Annotated in this window: 15 protein-coding genes and 1 pseudogene; 14 read left to right on the top strand and 2 right to left on the bottom strand. The window is 66.0% G+C overall.

The window, feature by feature from the left end; all coding sequences use genetic code 11:
• Positions 1-35: 35 nt before the first annotated feature.
• Entirely contained in the window at positions 36-1,217 is a 1,182-nt protein-coding gene (locus tag FFS52_RS05575) for an FAD-binding oxidoreductase (protein WP_137809096.1), read from the top strand.
• Positions 1,214-1,648, top strand: coding sequence for a hypothetical protein (locus FFS52_RS05570; protein WP_137809095.1), 435 nt, complete (start codon positions 1,214-1,216; stop codon positions 1,646-1,648). The genes FFS52_RS05575 and FFS52_RS05570 overlap by 4 nt, the downstream gene beginning before the upstream one ends.
• A gap of 393 nt (positions 1,649-2,041) precedes the next feature.
• Here the strand turns inward: FFS52_RS05570 and FFS52_RS05565 are convergent.
• Positions 2,042-2,254: pseudogene (locus FFS52_RS05565) on the bottom strand (transposase); the annotation flags it as partial.
• Positions 2,255-2,272: 18 nt separating this feature from the next.
• Here FFS52_RS05565 and FFS52_RS05560 point away from each other — a divergent pair.
• From FFS52_RS05560 to FFS52_RS05540, 5 genes are all read left to right on the top strand, one after another.
• The gene (locus FFS52_RS05560; protein ID WP_249356543.1) at positions 2,273-2,593 is read left to right on the top strand and encodes a hypothetical protein; all 321 of its coding nucleotides are present in this window, start codon (positions 2,273-2,275) and stop codon (positions 2,591-2,593) included.
• Positions 2,594-3,166: 573 nt separating this feature from the next.
• A complete protein-coding gene (locus FFS52_RS05555) occupies positions 3,167-4,735 on the top strand; it encodes a hypothetical protein (RefSeq protein WP_137809094.1) in 1,569 nt (522 codons plus the stop codon).
• Positions 4,736-4,785: 50 nt separating this feature from the next.
• Positions 4,786-5,688, top strand: coding sequence for a prolyl oligopeptidase family serine peptidase (locus FFS52_RS05550; RefSeq protein ID WP_137809196.1), 903 nt, complete (start codon positions 4,786-4,788; stop codon positions 5,686-5,688).
• 234 nt (positions 5,689-5,922) lie between these two features.
• On the top strand, positions 5,923-7,362 hold the full coding sequence (locus tag FFS52_RS05545; protein WP_137809093.1) for a cytosine permease: 1,440 nt from the start codon (positions 5,923-5,925) through the stop codon (positions 7,360-7,362).
• A gap of 127 nt (positions 7,363-7,489) precedes the next feature.
• A complete protein-coding gene (locus FFS52_RS05540; RefSeq protein WP_137809092.1) occupies positions 7,490-8,449 on the top strand; it encodes a phosphotriesterase in 960 nt (319 codons plus the stop codon).
• Here FFS52_RS05540 and FFS52_RS05535 read toward each other — a convergent pair.
• On the bottom strand, positions 8,437-9,669 hold the full coding sequence (locus FFS52_RS05535) for a TetR/AcrR family transcriptional regulator (RefSeq protein WP_277244823.1): 1,233 nt from the start codon (positions 9,667-9,669) through the stop codon (positions 8,437-8,439). The genes FFS52_RS05540 and FFS52_RS05535 overlap by 13 nt on opposite strands.
• A gap of 773 nt (positions 9,670-10,442) precedes the next feature.
• On the opposite strand from FFS52_RS05535, the gene FFS52_RS05530 reads away from it, so the two are divergent.
• The 7 genes from FFS52_RS05530 (at position 10,443) to FFS52_RS05500 (ending at position 18,611) form a co-directional block, all read left to right on the top strand.
• Positions 10,443-11,291, top strand: coding sequence for a glycosyltransferase family 2 protein (locus tag FFS52_RS05530; protein ID WP_137809090.1), 849 nt, complete (start codon positions 10,443-10,445; stop codon positions 11,289-11,291).
• 3 nt (positions 11,292-11,294) lie between these two features.
• On the top strand, positions 11,295-12,401 hold the full coding sequence (locus tag FFS52_RS05525; RefSeq protein WP_065631352.1) for a glycosyltransferase family 4 protein: 1,107 nt from the start codon (positions 11,295-11,297) through the stop codon (positions 12,399-12,401).
• Positions 12,398-13,432 carry an SDR family oxidoreductase gene (locus FFS52_RS05520; protein WP_065631351.1) on the top strand — a complete coding sequence of 345 codons (1,035 nt, stop codon included), beginning with the start codon at positions 12,398-12,400 and terminating at the stop codon, positions 13,430-13,432. Before FFS52_RS05525 ends, FFS52_RS05520 begins: the two co-directional genes overlap by 4 nt.
• Entirely contained in the window at positions 13,429-14,196 is a 768-nt protein-coding gene (rfbF, locus tag FFS52_RS05515) for a glucose-1-phosphate cytidylyltransferase (protein WP_065631350.1), read from the top strand. The genes FFS52_RS05520 and rfbF overlap by 4 nt, the downstream gene beginning before the upstream one ends.
• A complete protein-coding gene (locus tag FFS52_RS05510; protein ID WP_137809089.1) occupies positions 14,193-15,377 on the top strand; it encodes a DegT/DnrJ/EryC1/StrS family aminotransferase in 1,185 nt (394 codons plus the stop codon). Before rfbF ends, FFS52_RS05510 begins: the two co-directional genes overlap by 4 nt.
• A 2-nt stretch (positions 15,378-15,379) precedes the next feature.
• Positions 15,380-17,593: a hypothetical protein gene (locus FFS52_RS05505; RefSeq protein ID WP_137809088.1), complete on the top strand. Its 2,214-nt coding sequence runs from the start codon at positions 15,380-15,382 to the stop codon at positions 17,591-17,593.
• 187 nt (positions 17,594-17,780) lie between these two features.
• Entirely contained in the window at positions 17,781-18,611 is an 831-nt protein-coding gene (locus FFS52_RS05500) for a glycoside hydrolase family 16 protein (protein WP_240199041.1), read from the top strand.
• Positions 18,612-18,624: the final 13 nt, after the last annotated feature.

The raw sequence follows: 18,624 nt of genomic DNA, 5'->3' as shown, positions 1-18,624 counted from the left end.
CACCAACCGATGAGCAGATGAACAAAGGAGTTCTCATGCTGTCTGACACCCAGCGCGCCACGATCGCCGCCACGCTTCCCGCTGTCGAGGGGTCGCTCGCGGAGATCACCCCGCTCTTCTACCGCGGACTCTTCGCCGCGCACCCGGACCTGCTCGACAACCTCTTCAACCGCACGCACCAGAAGTCGGGTGAGCAACCGCAGGCGCTCGCCGGGTCGATCGCCGCGTTCGCGCGGCTGCAGCTCGAACCCGACATCCGGCGCCAACGCTTCATTCTCGACCGCATCGCGCACAAGCACGCTTCACTCGGAGTCACCGCCGAGCAGTATGCCGTGGTGCACGAACATCTCTTCGCGGCTATCGTCGATGTGCTCGGTGCCGCGGTCACGCCCGAGGTCGCCGACGCCTGGGATCAGCTCTACTGGGACATGGCCGACCTGCTCATCGCCTCCGAGGCAGAGCTCTATGCCGACGCTCACGTCGATCCCGGGCACGTCTGGCGCGAAGTCCGGGTCACCGAGCGCGTGCAGGTCTCGCCCGACACGATCGCGCTGACGGTGGCGGCGGTCGACGGACAGCTGCCCGGATTCCGTCCCGGACAATACATCTCGGTGCAGGTACCGCTTCTCGACGGTGCTCGACAGATCCGTCAGTACAGTCTGACCGGTTCCCCCGCCGAGTCGCGGTGGCGGTTCAGCGTCAAACTCGCCGGCGAGGTGTCGGCGCATCTGCACGAGCAGGTCTTCGAGGGGGATCTCCTCGACGTCAGCACGCCCTTCGGTGACCTGGTCCTGCCCGACGACGAGGCGCCGCTTCTGCTCGCCTCGGCGGGTATCGGCTGCACACCCGTCATCGGCTTGCTCACCGCATTGTCGGAGCAGAGCGACACCCGGCCGGTGACCGTGCTCCATGCGGACCGTTCGCGAGACCGGCAACCGCACCGCGGAATGCTGGCCGCCCTTGTCGATTCACTGCCGTCTGGCCGATTGATCCAGTGGTATGAGAGCACGTCACCCCACGTGGTGTCGGACGCGATTCGGGTCGGGCAGATGACACTCGACGACGTCGACGTCGATCGGGACTCGCACGTCATGCTGTGCGGGCCCACCGTATTTCTCTCGTCGATGCGCGAGGCATTCATCGGTCGCGAGATCGACGAAAGCCGGATCCATTACGAGACGTTCGGACCGGAGCTGTTGCGGACCGGCGCGCGATGAGCGCTGCCGGCGCGGTCGTCACCGCGCTGACGTTCCTGTGGCTCGGCATGGTGTTCGCCATCTCGTTCATCGAGGCACCGCTCAAGTTCCGCGCACCCGGGGTGACCCTGCCCATCGGACTCGGGATAGGTCGGTTGGTGTTCCGCGCGCTCAATATCGCCGAGATCACCTGGGCGGTGGGCATTCTCGTGGCCATTGTCCTCGGTGAGTGGGGTGGTCTCGCGGAACCGATCGCGGCCGGCGTGGCAATTGCCGCCCTCATCGTTCAGCTGGTGGCGGTGCGGCCCGCACTGACCAAGCGGTCCGACGCGGTGCTCGCCGGGCATGAGGGACCCCGCAGTCACGCCCACTTCGTATACGTCGGATTCGAGGTGGTCAAGGTCGTCGCACTCGTCTGGCTCGGCGTCGCCGTGCTGGTCGGTGCGACCTGACCGGTGGCCGCGGGGTGGTGGTCGGCCGGCGCCACCGAGCAGCGAGCGTGCGAGCGTCGTTCTCTGTTCCCTGAATCGAATGAACCACAGCAGGGCGGGCCCGCGACCGGCAGACTTCAACTCGACCGATGGACTTCGATTGAGGTCTAGGAGTCGAGTTGAAGTCTGTCGGTCACGGAATGGGGCATCGGGGCGGGTCTTTGTGGACTACGAAAGAACACTCGTGAGCGTCAGTATTCTCCCTCCCTGAGCCTGGATCTTTCATGTGGGGTTGTGTTTGGTGGGGTTGTGGTGTGGGCGTGCGGGTTTTCCGGCGTTGTGTCGCCGGTTCTTCGTTGTCCTGGGTTGTCGGGTGGGGGGTGCGGTGACCGGGTGCGTGATGGTTAACGGTGTTCAGGTGGTGTGCAGGGCGGTCCAGCCGGTGGTGATGGCTTTGAGGTGGGGCCAGTTGCGGGGTAGTCGTAGGAGGTGGCGGCGTCCGGTTCGGATGATGCGGCCGGCCACGGCGAGGATGCGTAGGCGTAGTTGTTTGGGTTCCCATCGGCGGATCGGTGAGTGGGGGTCCTAGCACAGGGTTTGGGTCCATACGAGTAGTTCTGTTGCCAGACAATACGTTCGCAAGTGGTGGCGGCGTCAGCCGCCGCGAAGATCCGTCCGCCCCTGGCGGCGGCGTCGCCCTCGATCGGTGATGACGCCGCGTTCGAGGTCGAGACCAGGCAGCTGATCGGTCTCGGGTTCTTCGGACGGGCCTGCATCCATCCGCGTCAGATCTCGCCCGCGCGATCCGGCATGGCGCCATCCGAGTCCGAGGTGGCCACGGCTCGGGATGTCCTGTCCGCTTTCGACGCGGCCGGTGGTGGCGCGGCGACCGACAGCGCCGGCCACCTCATCGATGAAGCCGTCGCGCGGATCGCCCGGAGAACTCTCGCCCGGCAGCCAACGTAATATCGGTGACGCCGGGTCGGGGGACTCCGCGGTTCCCGCTCGGCGTGCCGGACCCGACACCTCACGCGACATCGAAACGGAGACAGACATGGTGGACACCATCTTGTGGCAGGCGATTCAGGACAACGAGCTGGCACTGGCGGTCCTGCAGTACGTGTTCTCGGGCGTCAAGTAGGCCACCTGCGGTCATCCGGGGCAGATTCCGGCGAACTCCGGCGGGCCCGGGGTTGACGCGCAGGGATCACCGACGAACCCCGGGTGAAGGCTCGGTGAAGTCTGCTCGAGGGGACACCCAGTACCGGGCCGTCATCCGCGGTTACTGGGGTGAGCCCGGGACGACCGAGACCAAGACCGTCACGTTCTACAGCTGACCCGACCCATCCGTACCGAGCCGCCGGTCGCTCTCCCGAGCGGCCGGCGGTGTGCTGTGAGGGGAGTCGACCTCTTGTACACACATTCCCGGTGCGATTTCGGAAAGAGCTGAGCGACGATTTCGGGACGCATTTACCGGGATCATTTCGCGAATTGGTCAGCTCGTCCGGCGACGCCGGAAATGTCCGCTAATGTTTAGCAATGCTCACTGGCGCGCGCGGAAATCGATGGCAGGTCCGACTCGCCGCGGCAGCACTTGTGCTGGTCGTGGCCGCAGGTCTGTCCATCGTCTCGTCCGGCCCGTCCGCGGCGGCGCCGGTGGTGAATCCTCAGGCCGGAAAGGTCGTCGCGCACGCCGATTTCCAGGTCCGGCGGGACGGTTTCTCGTTCGAGAACTGGGGACAGAATGATGCGCTGCACACCCGCGGCCTGAGCATCGAGGGCATGCGTGCCGTCTTCGGTGACGAGGTCTGCGCCCGCATCGTGCTCGGGGTGTGTTCGCCGACGACGGTGGCCGAACTCGTGCAGCAGGAATTCAACGAGTCGATGTCGGGCGGGCACTGCTTCGGAATGGCCGCACTCGCCGGACTGTATGCCACCAAGCGACTGAACCCGTTCCCGTTGGCGATGCCGTGGCAGTCCGTCTACAGCATCCGCCCGTCGGCACCGCTCGACGAACTCATCGCCCGGATGTTCATCACCCAGGGGTTCCCGCCCACCGACCTGGCGCAGTCCGAGTTCACGGTCACCCAGGCACTGTCCCGTCTGCGGTCGGCGTGGGCGCGCAACGACAACTACGTCTTGGCGATCTACACCGACGAGGAACAGAGCGCCGGACACGCCATCAACCCGATCGCGATCCGCGACCTCGGGCAGGGCAAGCGCGGCATCGTCGTGTACGACAACAACTTCCCCGGTGTCGAGAAGATGATCGTCGCCGACCCCGCCGCGAACAGCTGGTACTACTCGACCGCGACCAATCCGTCGGAGCCGACCCTGCTGTTCCAGGGCTCCCCGCTCAACAAGATGATGCTCGTCCCGTTGGCGCCGATCCTGGCACGTCATCAGGATCCGGAACTGCGCAGTGACGAGACCGTGGTCATCGTCTCGGACAACAACGGTGGCGCGCGCGGCGCAGGCGACGTCGACTGGGACGTGCGGGTCACCGACCCCGCCGGTCGTGCGATCCCGGGCGTCGACAAGAAGATCCTCTTCAACAACGACAACTCCGCGACCTTCACGGTGCCTGCCAACCGCACGTTCCGAATCATCGTGGACGGGGTGGAAGCGGGTCGTACCGCGGACATCGACGCCACGGTGCTCAGTGCGGGCGGCGTGGTCGCGATGGGCGATCTCGAGGTGCCCGCAGGCGCCGTCGCCGTGATCGACGCCGATCCGGCGCGTCACGGGATGAGGGTGACCTCGTCTGCGCCGTCGACCGCGGAGTTCGGGGTCGCGACCGAGGATTCGCTGCGCTCGTTGTCGACCGAGACGTCGCAGCTGGCAGTCGGCCCGGGTTCGGCGGTGTCGGTCGGAACCGCGAGTACCGGTGTCACCATCCGGTCGGAGGGACGGGCGCAGCGACTGCGTCTGAAGGTCGAACGAAGTGACACCTTCACCGATCGGATCGCCGTCAGCCCGACGTCGATCTCGCTGCCCGCGGGCGCGACGGTCACGGTGCCGGTGAATCTGTGGCCGGGATTCGGACCGGTCCCGGCGACCGTTCGTAGCGGTCCGTCGATCACCCCCGTGCCCCTGAGCGCGCGGTGAGGATCACGTCGGGCGGTGGCCGCCTCGCACTGGCCGTCCTGGCCGCGACTGTGGTGGCGCTGTCCGCGTGTGCGGACGGAACGACGCCCGTCTCGACCTCGAGCAGCAGCGCCACGGCGGCCCCGGCCGAGTACCTCGACGAGGTGACCGTCCAAAGGGTCGACTACCCGACCCCGGATGACGGTGACACGGACCAGAATTGGGCCGAGCTGTATCTACCCGCGGGCGAGCAGCGGGTCGATTCGATACCGCTCGTGGTCCTCATCCACGGCGGTGCGTGGCAGAGCGCTCTCGGCGCGGACATCTTCGAGCCGCTGGCGCAAGACCTCGCCGGCCGCGGGATGGCCGTCTACAACATCGAGTACCGCCGAGTCGGTTCGGGCGGCGGATGGCCGACGACGTTCCGCGACGTCGCGGCGGCCCTCGATCACGTCGTCGTCGTGGACCGGCAGTTCCCGCAGATCGACACCGACGACGAGCTGATCGTCGGGCACAGCGCGGGTGCACAACTCGCGGTGTGGGGTGGCACCCGGCACAAGCTGGAGGACGACGAGGTCGGTGCACGACCATTGTTCCGCCCGACGCGCGTCGTCTCCCTCGCCGGTCCGCTCGACATGACCTACGCCGCAACGCACGGCGATGACCGCATCGTGACCGCCCTCGGCGGCAGCCCGACGCAGGTTCCGCAGCGGTACACGATGGTCGATCCCATCCAGAACATCGATCCCGACACCCCGGTGGTCGCCGTCCACGGCACCGCCGACCGAACGGTCTCGCCGGCGAACTCACAGCGGTACGCCGCCGCCGTCGTGAAGGCCGGCGGCGACGCGGAGGCGGTACTCATCCCGGGCGGCAACCACGGTTCGGTGGTCACCTCGAACGCACCCGAGTACCCCCGTGTCCTCGACATCATCACCGGCGCGTCGGCCGCCGACGTGCAGGACGTGGCCTGACAGTTCGGATCTCGTTGTGATTGCGCCCGGTTCCCGGGACAAAGCGCAACCTGATCCCCGCGTGACCATTCGCGCGCGGCGGTGGGACAGACTGTCGGTGTCAGGCGGACAGAATGTGGGCGTTCTGTAGCTGTCGCGTCCGGATGCGGCGGACCACGATGGACGCACTGCGCATCGTCGCGCGCCCTGCCCGACCACGCCCGAACTAGGGGCCGAGATCTCTGGACGGACTTCATGACCGCACTCGACGCCGCGTCCCCATCGGCACCCGGACCGAACCATTCGATCCCGCAGGCCGAGGCCGAACTCGAACTCATCCCCGAATCCGCCAAGACCCACGACGTGCGCGGACAGTTCTGGATCTGGGCCGGTGCGAACATCGCACCCATCAACTGGGTCCTGGGCGCGCTTGGGGTCACCATGGGCCTCGGCTTATGGGAGACGGTGGCGGTCCTCGTCGTCGGCAACGCCATCGGCATGACGATCTTCGGCATCTTCGTCGTCATCGGTCAACGCACCGGGGTCACCGGAATGGTGCTGTCGCGGGCCGTCTTCGGGCGCCGGGGTGCCTACGTCCCGGCCGCCGTGCAGGCCCTGGTCTGTATGGGCTGGTGCGCGGTCAACACCTGGATCGTCCTCGATCTGGTGATGGCGCTGCTCGGCGAGCTGGGGCTCGTCGACCCTGAGCTCGACAACAACGGCGCACGCATCGTCGTGGCGGCGGTCATCATGGCGATGCAGGTGACGATCGCGTGGTTCGGCTATCGGGTGATCTCCGCCTTCGAGCGGTGGACGGTGCCCCCGACGGTCGCGATCCTGCTCGTCATGACCGTCGTCGCGTGGGTCGGCCTGGACGTGAACTGGGGGCAGACGACCGCGCCGGAGCTGACCGGGTCGGCCCACGTCGGCGCGATCACCGCGGTGATGACCGCGATCGGGATCGGCTGGGGCCTGACGTGGATCGGTTACGCCGGCGACTACTCGCGCTTCGTGTCCCGGGACGTCCCGTCGCGCAAGCTGTTTCTCGCGAGCGCACTCGGACAGTTCATCCCGGTCGTCTGGCTCGGTGTGCTGGGCGCGTCCCTGGCGACATTGAGCGACTCCGCCGATCCGGGCGAGATCATCGTCGACGCCTATGGCGTACTCGCACTGCCGGTTCTGTTGCTGGTGATCCACGGACCGCTCGCGACCAACATCCTCAACATCTACACGTGCACGGTGTCGACGCAGGCGCTCGACATCCGCATCGACCGGCGCCTGCTGAACATCATCATCGGCGTCGTGGCCATGGCGATCGTCGTCTACTTCGTGCTCAACAGCGACTTCGCGACCACGATCGACTTCTGGCTGGTGTCGATCGTCGGCTGGTTGAGCCCCTGGGGCAGCGTCGTTCTCGTGCACTGGTTCCTGATCGCTCGGCAACAGATCGACGCCGAGAGTCTGTTCGCCACACCGGCGGACAGCGTCCTGCCGATGGTCCGGCCGACCGCCCTCGTCGCGCTCGCTCTCGGCGTCACCGCGACCGGGATGTTCATGTACGGGATGCTGCCCGTGCTGCAGGGCCCCGTCGCCGTCGCCCTCGGTGGGATCGATCTGTCGTGGCTCGCCGGGGCGGTCGTCGCCGGCACGTCGTACTGGGCCATGGAGAAACTCGCCGCGCCACGTGCTGCCTGAGGCCCGACCGGTGAGGACCGTGGCGGTCGCCGGCGACAACGAACGGCGAAAGCCGCCTGCCACATCAGGGCGTCGACTAGGGTTCGGCGGAGTGGGAGGCAACGCGGCCTCTCGGTGAGGAGGTTCCATGGCCACCGTCCACACCGCGACCGGCCCGACCGATTCCGCAGACCTCGGAAACGTGTTGGTGCACGAGCACGTGTTCGTCCTCGGCGAGGAGTTCCGGCAGAACTACCAGGATGACTGGGACGAGGACGACAAGGTCGCCGAAGCGGTCCGCGACCTGACCGAACTGAAGGAGCTCGGGATCGACACGATCCTGGACCCGACGGTTCTCGGTCTCGGCCGGTACATCCCACGCATCCAACGGATCGCCGAACAAATCGACCTCAACATCGTCGTGGCGACCGGCCTCTACACCTACAACGACATCCCGTTCCAGTTCCACTATGCCGGACCGGGAATGCTGTTCGACGTCCCGGAACCGTTGGTCACCCTGTTCACGAAGGACCTGACCGAGGGGATCGCGGACACCGGTGTGCGAGCGGCCTTCCTGAAGTGCGCCATCGAATCACAAGGATTGACACCGGGAGTTGAGCGCGTGATGCGCGCGGTGGGACAGACGAGCGCCCAGACGGGGGCGCCCATCACCGTCCACACCGATCCGCACAGTCAGTCGGGTCTGGTCGCCCAGCGGGTCCTCGCCGAGGAGGGAGCCGACCTGACGAAGGTGGTCATCGGCCACTCCGGTGACAGCGTCGACCTCGACTACCTGATGAAGCTCGCCGACGCCGGTTCCATCCTCGGCATGGATCGTTTCGGGCTCGACCTCCTCCTGCCATTCGACGAACGGGTGAACACCGTCGCCGAACTGTGCAAGCGCGGCTATGCCGACCGCATGGCCCTCGCGCACGACGCCGCCTGCTTCATCGACTGGTTCGACCACGAGGCCAAGAAGCAAGCACTCCCGAAGTGGAACTACCGGCACGTCAGTGAAGAGGTGTTGCCCGCCCTGCGCGAACGCGGGGTGAGCGAGGCCGACATCACGACCATGCTCGTCGACGTGCCGCGCCGCTACTTCGAGTAGGGCCGCGATGCACGGACCACTTGGCTTCGCGGAATGTCCGCGAGCCGGCGCGGACTCAGGCCCTGGGTACCGGGACCGCCACAGAGTTCGACCGGGCTCAGGATGGCGGATGCCAGCGCGCGGAACTCGCCTTCGATGCCCGGCCGCGAGCGGAGCTCTGGCGACGAGATGACCTGGTAGACGAATCCGGCAAGTGCCTGCGTGAGCGCGTTGGCATCGGCGTGCGCCAGGGTCGGTGAACGGGCCAGGATCGCGGCAGTCCACTCAGCGGTGTAGTCCGACGCGGTCCGGCGAAGTGAGACCTGGTCTGCTTCCGGCAGATACACGATGTCCTGGAGGGCGATGACCAACACTCGACCGTTCGGGCCGAGCGAGTAGTCGAGGAACACACCTACGAGGACGTCCAGCGCTTCAACCGCCGAGGACTCCGCCAGTGCGTCGACGGATATCCAGTGCAGATTCTCGAGACCTCGACGCATGATGGTCATCAGGATGTCGGTCTTTCCCGCGTACTCCTGGTAGACCGTCGCCGGCGACACATCCGCTTCGGCGGCGATCTCGTGGATTCGGACGTTGGGAAATCCGCGCGCGAAGAACATCCGGGTCGCGGCGGCGAGTATCCGATCACGCCGCGCAGCGGGCCGTCGGCTGGATCCATCGGCGAACCGCGCGCGGGACTGTGCCCCGCGGGGAAGCGGACAGCTCAGGATCGAGTCCACGACCGCCCGCTGGATCTGCGTGAGCCGCCGTGGGGTGAGCGAACCCCGCATCGCGGCGGTGCTCGAGAACACGCTGACCGCCGCGGTCGCGAGGAGTTTCGCGGTCTGGGCGTCGATGCCGGCCTCGGTGGCGTCGAACTTCGACGCCAATGCGTCGATCAGCGTGCGGTGGTGCCCGTCCATGTCGTCGAGATCGGATCGGTCGAGATGCCGTCGCTCGCGGGTCCACAGTGTCGAGACGTCGCCGTGCGCCGCCCTGGTCGCAAGCAGGTCGAAGAACACGCCGAGCTGTTCGGCCGGCGATTCGCTGCGCTCCTCGGCTTGGGTCAGGAGTGCGCGTACCCCCTCCACCTGCGTCGCCAGCGCTTTCGCGAGAATGTCCTGCTTGGACGGAAAATACCGGTACACCGCCGGCCCGGTCAGTCCGACGGCGGCGCCGATCTCCTCGACGCTCACATTCCGGTAGCCGGCGTCCTGAAAGAGCGAGGTCGCTTCCGCGATGAGCTGCTCGACCCGCGGTTCCGGGGGTCGCCCCGGCCTCTCGTCTCGAGGCGCGGGAGCCGGCGCCGACCGTGACGGGGACCGAGGTGTGGGTGAGTTCATCGCGCGCCGGCAGCCTTTCCTGCTCGAGGTCTGACGACCTCGGGGTCACTTTCCATTCGTTGGAGCCCGCCGGGTGGATCCCAACAGTGCCGCGAATCACACTCGCGATTCTGAGATCGAAACCGAACGACTCTTGACCACGCGGCGTAGGCGTGTGTTTCCGGCTCGGGGCCGCAGACCGCGGTCGTCGGACGACGCTTCGAACCCAGCTGTGAATCGCAGGTCGACGACGCAGCGCGTGTAACGGCGACTCACTGAATCCGCCGACCGCGTGTGGAGGCCGGCCGCTGTGCTGGGCTTTCAACCCGTGTTCGCGCCCGGAAGGCAGTGCGTTACCGCGTGTATCGGCCATTAACCCTGGATGCGCATTCAGGGCCGAGAGGACGGCTGACCATACCGCCCGGTACGTGGTCTGGCACGAGTTTGGTTGCGCTGCCACGCGTTCCGAGTTCGGAATCCGTTCGCCTCGCGAAGCTCAACAGGCGCGCTGTACGCCTCCCCATCTCGCCGATCCTCTGCTACTGTCCGAATCGGGTCGTCGGGGAGGACGGCCCTGTCTCTCTACTTCAGAACGCGCACTCGCTCGACTCGTTCAGTCGATGCTTCCGGGGGGAAGTCTCGTACACACACGTGTGGTTGGACCGTGCGCGGGATTGGACACAGTGATCGAAATGACCGGGCAGAACAACGGGACCGCAACTGTTGCGGCGCAACCAGATGCCCAGCATCGACTCAGCAACACTCAATTCGTCACTCACCGAGATCGTGGCCCCACGACATCCACGGTGAGCCTCATCATTCCGGTTCGCAACGAAGCACGGAACATCGGGTGGGTGCTGGAACAGATCCCCAAGCGGATCGACGAGATCATCCTCATCGACGGAAACTCCACCGACGCAACACTCATCACCGCGCGGAGTTACCGCCCCGACATCAAGATCGTGCAACAGAGCGGACCCGGCAAGGGCAGTGCGTTGCGTACCGGTTTCGCCGCCGCGACGTCCGACATGATCGTCATGATGGACGCCGATGGCAGTATGGCTCCGCAGGAGATCACGCATTTCCTGCACTTCCTCGAGAACGGTTACGACTTCGTCAAGGGGTCGAGGTTCATGGGCGGGGGCGGGTCACTCGACATCACCCGGTTCCGGCGGTTGGGCAACTACGGGTTGCTCGCGTTCTTCAACAGCTTGTACCGAACCGAGCTGACCGATCTGTGTTACGGCTTCTGCGCTTTCCATCGGCGATACCTGGATCTTCTGGATCTGCAGGCGACCGGCTTCGAGATCGAGGCCGAGATGACTGTACGCGCGGTGCAGGCCGGCCTGCGGATCGCCGAGGTTCCGAGCCTGGAAATGCCGCGTCGCACAGGTAATTCCAATCTCAACGCGATCTCCGACGGCCGACGGGTGCTGCGCACCGTGTGGCAGGCGCGAGGTGGCAGGCGGCCGGCGACGATACGTCCTGATGACAATCATCGAGGCGCCGCCCAGGTCTCCTCGGGTCACCCGGCCGGCTGAGCCGTGACCTCCGTCAAGGTCGACGACGCCGGTGAGCGGCGTGGTCGGATCGTGGTGATGACGGATCGGATGAGTCCCGGCGGGGTGAGTCATTTCATCCTGCAGGTCGCGACCCACTTCGCGGGCGAGGGACATCAGGTCGACGTGCTGTCGCTGGCGGCCGGTGAATGGGACCATCGGCTCGCCGATGCCGGCATCCGACGGCTTCGTCTCACGGACTCCGCAGCACTCCGCGCACTGCGATCCGCCGACGTGATCCATTGTCAGCAACGATTTCTCGGACTGATCGCCGCTGCGCTCGGGCGTGGTTCCCGCACAGTCGAACACGTACACAACGTGCTCACCGACCATCGCGGCCTGTCGTATCGCACGCAGCGGATCGTCGCGGTGTCGGGCGCCGTCCGGGCGTCACTACTCGCGAACTTCCCGCACGTGACTGCTGAGCGGGTCTCGGTCGTGCACAACGGAGTACGGAAGCTGGGCGCCACCATTGCGGCCTATGAAGACAGGCCATACGACCTCGTGAACGTCGCGCGGTTCGACGAGCAGAAGGACCCGCTGCTGTTCCTCGAACTGGTGAAGGAGCTCTCGGAACGGCGGGAGAGTCTTCGTTGCCTGTGGATCTCTCCCGGTACGGGACCGCTACAGGACGACTTCCTCCGAAGACGCCAGGAACTGCTCCTCGAGGACGTGGTCCAGATCAGCGTCGGGGACACCCACGCGCACACACGCGCACAGGTTGCCCGGTCCCGGATGTTCCTGCTCACATCGCGGTGGGAGGGCCTACCGCTGTCGGCGCTGGAGGCGCTGGCCAGCGGCACGCCGGTGGCGACAACCCCGTGCGGCGAGATCGCACACATCGTGAACGAGAGGTCGTGCGGTGTCGCCATCGACCCGCAGGCAGACGACCGTGCCGACCGGATCAACGACGTGCTGACCAATCGGACGTCATGGAATCGGCTCGCGCACAGAGCTTTCGCCGTAGCGGATGACTTCAGCGAAGTCCGCATGACGGAACAGATCAGACACATCTACGCCGGGATCGCCCCGGTATTCAGCAAGGTGCCCAGTCGGCACCTCGACAGCCAACGAACAGGAGGACGGGGATGAGGGTTCTCGTCACCGGACATCTCGGATACATCGGAGCCGAGTTGGTCCCCATGCTCGTCGACGCCGGACACGACGTCGTCGGGCTCGACACCGATTACTATCGGGACCGCGACTTCCGCACGGAACCGCTGCGCGTACCCACGCTCGACATGGACATCCGTGACGTCGAGCAGCGTCATCTGGCGGGGTTCGACGCCGTCGTACACCTGGCGGCACTGTCCAATGATCCGGTCAGCGAGCTGAACCCGGAGCTCACCTACGACATCAATCTCGATGCCAGCGTGGGCATCGCCCGAGCCGCGAAGGCGGCCGGCGTTGCCCGCTTCGTCTTCTCGTCGTCGTGCAGCCTCTACGGGGCGGGCGCGGAGGGTGCGCTCACCGAGGATGCCGAGATGGAGGCCGTCACTCCGTACGGCGAATCCAAAGTCCGCGCCGAACAAGCGATCAGCGAGCTGGCCGACGACGCCTTCTGCCCCACCTTTCTCCGGAACGCCACCGCGTACGGGATCTCCCGTCGCCTCCGCACGGATGTCGTGGTGAACAACCTCGTCGGGCATGCGGTCACGTCCGGAAAGGTGCTGTTGATGAGCAATGGCGCCGCCTGGCGACCGCTCGTCCATGTCCGCGACATCTCGCACGCGATCGTCACGGTCCTGCAGGCGCCACCGGCGACCGTGCACAACGAGGTGTTCAACGTCGGTCGCAACAGTGACAACCATCAGATCCGGGATGTCGCGAAGATGGTCGCCGACATCGTGCCCGAGTGCGAGGTGGCCTTCGCCGACGACGTCGTCGTCGACATCCGGAACTACGTCGTCGACTTCACCAAGATCGAGACGTCGCTACCGGGCTATGCGCCGCAGTGGACCCTGGCCACCGGCATCGCGGAGATCCACGCCGCCTACGTCGACGCGGGCCTGAGCGCGGACCGGTTCAACGGAAACGACTTCGTCCGGCTGCGAGTCCTGCGCGAGCTCCTCGACGCCGACGTGCTCGACGCCGATCTGCGATGGACGGGTGATCGGTCATGAAAGCGGTGATCCTCGCAGGAGGCAGAGGCACCCGGATCAGTGAGGAGTCCGTCGACCGGCCGAAACCCATGGTCGAGATCGGCGGACGCCCGATCATCTGGCACATCATGCAGATCTACGCGGCCGCCGGCGTCACGGATTTCGTTGTGCTGCTGGGCTACAAGGGCTACATGATCAAAGAGTTCTTCGCCAACTACTTCCTGCACGCCAGCGATGTCACCGTGGATCTGGGCACCGGCGCGATCGAGAACCACTCGTCGAACGGTGTGCCGTGGCGCGTCACCCTCCTCGACACCGGTCTGGACACGATGACCGGCGGCCGCCTCCTGCGCGCTCGCGAACACATCGGCAACGAGACCTTCTCGTTCACTTACGGTGACGGTGTCGCCGACATCGACATCCGAAAGGTGCTGGCGCACCACGAGATGTCGGGCAGCATCGCGACGGTGACGGCCGTGCAACCACCCGGGCGGTTCGGCACGCTCGACGTCTCTTCGCCGCAGACCAGATTCGTCGAGAAGCCGGAAGGCAGCAGCGGCTGGATCAACGGCGGGTTCTTCGTCTCGTCGCCGAAGATCCTCGACTACATCGCCGGCGACGCCACCCTGCTGGAGAAGGAGCCGCTGGAGACCCTGTCCGCTGAGGGGCAGCTGTCGGCATACCAGCACGACGGATTCTGGCGCGGGATGGACACCATCTGGGACAAGGTCTTCCTCAATGATCTCTGGGATCGCGGAGAGGCGCCGTGGAGGTGCTGGTCATGACGACCTCGATGGAACGAGCCACCTCGACGGTGCCCGTCTACCGCCCCTACCTGGGCGAGGATGTCCAGCAGGCTGCAGTCGATGCCCTCGCGGCCGGATGGCTGGGCATGGGTGCACTCAGCAAGCAGTTCGAGGAGGAGGTCGGAACCTACCTCGGCGCATCCGAAAGAACTGTCGTGTCGACGAATTCGTGTACCGAAGCGCTTCATCTGGCGGCCCGGCTGATCGGACTCGGCCCGTCCGATGAAGTGATCTGCCCGTCGTTCACCTACGTCGCGGGTCATCAGGCGTTGACACGAACCGGGGCTGAGGTCGTCTTCTGTGACGTCGAACCGCGGTACCTCAACATCGACCCGCAGCGTGTGCGCGAGCTGATCACGCCTCGCACCAAGGCGATTCTGGTGGTCGACTATCTCGGCTTCCCGTGCGATCTCGACGAGCTCATGGCCATCGCGCGCGAGCACGGGTTGCGGGTGATCGAGGACGCCGCCCACGCCTTCGGCAGCGTCCGGGCTGGACGCCGCGTCGGATCACACGGTGACATCACATGTTTCAGCTTCGGACCGGTGAAAATGATCACGACGCTCGAGGGTGGGGCGATCGTCACCTCCGATCCCGCTGATCTGCAGGTGCTTCGGGAACTTCGGCATCTCGGCATCGACTCCGACACCGACGCGCGATATCGGAACCAGCGCAACTGGGACTTCGACGTCGTCCGGCAGGGCTACCGGTGCCACCTGGGCTCGGTGCCCGCCGCGATCGGACTGTCGCAATTGGCCAGGGTCGACGAGTTCATCGCCAATCGCCAAAGCTACTGTCGGTTCTACGATTCGGCATTCTCCGACATCCCCGAGCTCGAGCTGTTCGACACGGACTGGTCTGACGTAGCTCCGTACATCTATGTGATCAGGACCGGGGGTCGCTCCGAACGCGCCCGGTTGGTCGAACACTTGAAGTCCGCCGGAGTCGCCACCGGGATTCACTTTCAGGGGGCGCATGAATTCAGCTACTACCGAAACAGCCGACGCGGCGATTTGTCCGTGACCCACGCCGCTGCCGACCGGGTTCTGACCCTTCCGCTGCACTCATATATGAGCGAAGCGGATCTCGACCGGGTTGTCTCCGCGGTGACATCCTTCTACCGCCCCGCGATCGGTTCGGGCCGGGCCACGGAAGTATAGCCGTGGTTCACCGACTCGAGGACGCGATCGCGCGGGCGGTACCGAACCCGCCGACCGCGCACTCGATTCCTGACCGCGCACCGGCCGTCGTCGCGCTCCTGTCGATCATGGCGATCGCGGTCTCGGCGCTGATGTGCGTTCTGACGGCGTCCGGGGTGGCTCCGCTCCTGCCCGAGGGGCTCCGTGCCGTGGCGGTGGTGAGTGTGACCCTGGTTCTCCCCGGGCTACCGATCGCGGGGCTGTTCGGCTGGCCGCGCAACGGACTTCTGCCGAGCGTCGCCATCGCCTTGTCGTTGAGCACGACCGCCATCATCGGGCTGGCCTCGCTCCTCGCCGGCTTCTGGCATCCGCTGCTCGCGCAGGCGGTCATCCTCGTGATCGCTGCCGTCGCAACCGGTGTACTCATCAGAGCACGATGTCCGCGTCCGTCGTCCGACCTGCGCGCGGGCGCCGGAGCGGCGGCGTCGGCGGTGATCACGTCGGTCCGGACGTTCGATCGGGTCACCGCGGCGCTGCTGGGCGGATCCCTCGTCCTGTTTCTGATCGCGGTCGCCCGATTGCATCCCGAGCAGGCGGGCGTGTACGGGCTCGTGCCGATCCTCGGGGTCTCCTACTTCGTCGGATTGGCTGCGCTCTGTGTGGCCCTGTTCCGGGAGTATCGTCGACGCCGTCTGCACCGGACGGGGCTCGCCGCGAGCAACGTGATGCTCATCGTCTACATGAGCATGCCGGTCGCATGGTCCAGTGGCACACCGCCTTTCCCGACCGCCTACGTGCACCGGTTCCTGACCGATTGGTACTCCGAGCTCGGCGCGCTGCCGCCCGCGGTCGACGGCCGGATCAGCTGGAGCGGCTTCTTCGCGGGCGCGGCGCATGTGATGAGGACGGGTGGGCTCGACGACAGCACGGTCTTCCTCACCAGCGCGTCGCTGATCTTCGGCACTCTGCTGATGTTTCCGCTGTACGCACTCGGACACAGCGTGTCCGGAAGCGCGCGCGTCGGATGGGGGACCATCACCATCTACATTCTCTTCAACTGGTACCAGCAGGATTACTTTGCGCCCCAGGCGCTCGCGATGCAGTTGTACGTGACGATCGTGGCTGTGCTGATCTGGCAGCTGAGGGTCTCACCCCTCCCGCCCGTCGGCTTCTGGCGCGCATGGCGACGCGTGCCAGGACGACCACGTGGTCGTGGACCGGGATTCTCATACGCGGTCGAGGGAGTTGTGATCGTCCTCGTCGCCGCGATGGTGGTCAGTCACCAGTTGACCCCGATGGTGACCATTGCCGCCCTGGCGGGGCTCGCCCTCGTCGGGTCCACACGACACAAACTGCTCTGGCTGGCCGGACTGCTCCTGTTCAGTGCGTGGTTCACCTTCGGTGCGAGCGGGTATTGGCTCGGGCACCTCGATCAGATCCTGACCGAGATCGGCGACGTCACCGCGAGTGTCAGCTCCGGGCTGTCTGACAGAATCACCGGGGATCCGGTCTACGGTCGGATGCAGTACCTCAGGATCGGTGGCACCGCCCTGCTCCTCCTGGTGGCCACGATCAGCTGGTTCCGTCTCGGCAAGAGCCGATTCCGATCACCCCTCGCCATCCTCTCCATGGTCCCGTTCGCACTCGTCGTGGTGCAGAGCTACGGCGGCGAGGTGCTCGTACGGTGCTTTCTGTATGCGTCACCCGCGCTGGCCGCACTGGCCGCGCTCGCCGTGGTCGGTGCGGCGCGTCGAATCCGAGGTTCCGCGCGCATGCCCGCCACCGTGTTCGCGATCGGTGCAGTCGCACTCACTCTCGTGGTCGCGGTGTTGGGGGTCTCCAATCGCGCGCTCAACACCTCGTTCGAGTATTCGCGGCCGGCCACCGTGCGGGTTTCCGACGAGCTGGTGGCCCAGGCGCCGTCTTCCGCGATCGCCTATTGGGGGCAGGGCTCGACGATCGGACTGCCGCGGGCCTACGACATCGGGGCCTCGTGCATCGCCGAACAGCGCGAGTTGGCGGAATGCACTGCGGCTGAGGACATCGACTATCTGCTGGTATCCGAGGAGGACGAGAAGCTGTTGCAGTACCGGTACGGGATCAGCCCGGACGAGGTCGCCCGACAACTCGCGCTGATGGTGCAACGGGACGGTTTCGTCTCCGCCTACGACGACGGAGAGGTCCACGTGCTGAAGCGCCTGGGGGCTCCCGACATCGATCTGGAGGCCGCGCCGTGATCGCGACCGTCCTACTGTTCGTCACGGCCGCAGCTCTTTTCGTAGCCGCCGCCGTTCGGCGCGAGCATCGGGTCCCTCCATGGGGAGCGGTGTCCACCGATCGCGTGTCACAGGTCCTCACCGTCGTGGCGATCACGACCACGGCGATCGCCTGCGCTTCCGCCCTGCTCTACATGGTGGGCCGGATATGACGCGTGCGCGAGGTGGTTGGTTCCGTACATTCCTGCAACTGCTGACGGTGGTTCTCCTCGCCCCGATCGTCGGATGTGGGATGACACCGGCGCGGGGGTTTCCTCGCGGAGACCTCCCCGGCTGGAAGCAGGTGTTCTTCGACGATTTCGATCGTGATGCGCCGGTGGGCAGTTGGGCCAACGAGTGCTCCCCGTACGACGTCGTGTACACCGGCGCGGAAGGTCAGCAGTGGTTGACCTATCCGCGGTGTTTCCCGGACACCTTCGACCGTCGGCCGTATCGAGCGGACGAGGTACTGAGTGTGGACAACGGGTACCTCGTCTTCGATCTGCACAACGTCGACGGGGTTCCGGCGGGGGCGAGTGCATCACCGATACTCGACACCGGTAGCCAATACCAGACCTACGGGCGTTACTCGGTCCGGATGCGGGTCGACACACCAGACCTCGACGAGTACTACGTCGCATGGCTCCTGTGGCCGCAATCGGAACAGTGGCCGCGGGACGGCGAACTCGACTTTCCCGAAGGCTGGCTGTCGAGAACCGTTGGTGGATGGCAGCATTTCGCGGGCGAGGGTTCCTGCGACGGGTGCAAGATCCCGTCCCGGGACATCGGGGCGCGCTTCACCGACTGGCACACCTACACCATCGAATGGTCGCCGGGGCGTGTGCGGTACCTGCTCGACGACACCGTGGTCCTGGACAGCACGCAGTGGGTCCCGACGACACCGATGCGCTGGCAACTGCAGACCGAGACCCGAGGCGACGGGAACAACCGCGGCCGGGTTCTCGTGGACTGGGCTGCGGTGTGGTCGTACGAGGAATGACCTTGCACGAGCG

Origin of the sequence: Gordonia sp. ALPHA1B1 (assembly GCF_005502615.1) — a bacterium.
Lineage (GTDB): Bacteria > Actinomycetota > Actinomycetes > Mycobacteriales > Mycobacteriaceae > Gordonia > Gordonia hongkongensis.
Note: the sequence above shows the minus strand (reverse complement) of the source record. Positions and strands in the feature narration are given on the sequence as shown.

Bases quoted from the DNA above. Each gene is read 5' to 3' on its own strand.
- FFS52_RS05575 (WP_137809096.1), top strand. From the start codon at position 36: ATGCTGTCTGACACCCAGCGCGCCACGATCGCCGCCACGCTTCCCGCT.
- FFS52_RS05570 (WP_137809095.1), top strand. From the start codon at position 1,214: ATGAGCGCTGCCGGCGCGGTCGTCACCGCGCTGACGTTCCTGTGGCTC.
- FFS52_RS05555 (WP_137809094.1), top strand. From the start codon at position 3,167: ATGCTCACTGGCGCGCGCGGAAATCGATGGCAGGTCCGACTCGCCGCG.
- FFS52_RS05545 (WP_137809093.1), top strand. From the start codon at position 5,923: ATGACCGCACTCGACGCCGCGTCCCCATCGGCACCCGGACCGAACCAT.
- FFS52_RS05540 (WP_137809092.1), top strand. From the start codon at position 7,490: ATGGCCACCGTCCACACCGCGACCGGCCCGACCGATTCCGCAGACCTC.
- FFS52_RS05530 (WP_137809090.1), top strand. From the start codon at position 10,443: ATGACCGGGCAGAACAACGGGACCGCAACTGTTGCGGCGCAACCAGAT.
- FFS52_RS05520 (WP_065631351.1), top strand. From the start codon at position 12,398: ATGAGGGTTCTCGTCACCGGACATCTCGGATACATCGGAGCCGAGTTG.
- rfbF (WP_065631350.1), top strand. From the start codon at position 13,429: ATGAAAGCGGTGATCCTCGCAGGAGGCAGAGGCACCCGGATCAGTGAG.
- FFS52_RS05510 (WP_137809089.1), top strand. From the start codon at position 14,193: ATGACGACCTCGATGGAACGAGCCACCTCGACGGTGCCCGTCTACCGC.
- FFS52_RS05500 (WP_240199041.1), top strand. From the start codon at position 17,781: ATGACGCGTGCGCGAGGTGGTTGGTTCCGTACATTCCTGCAACTGCTG.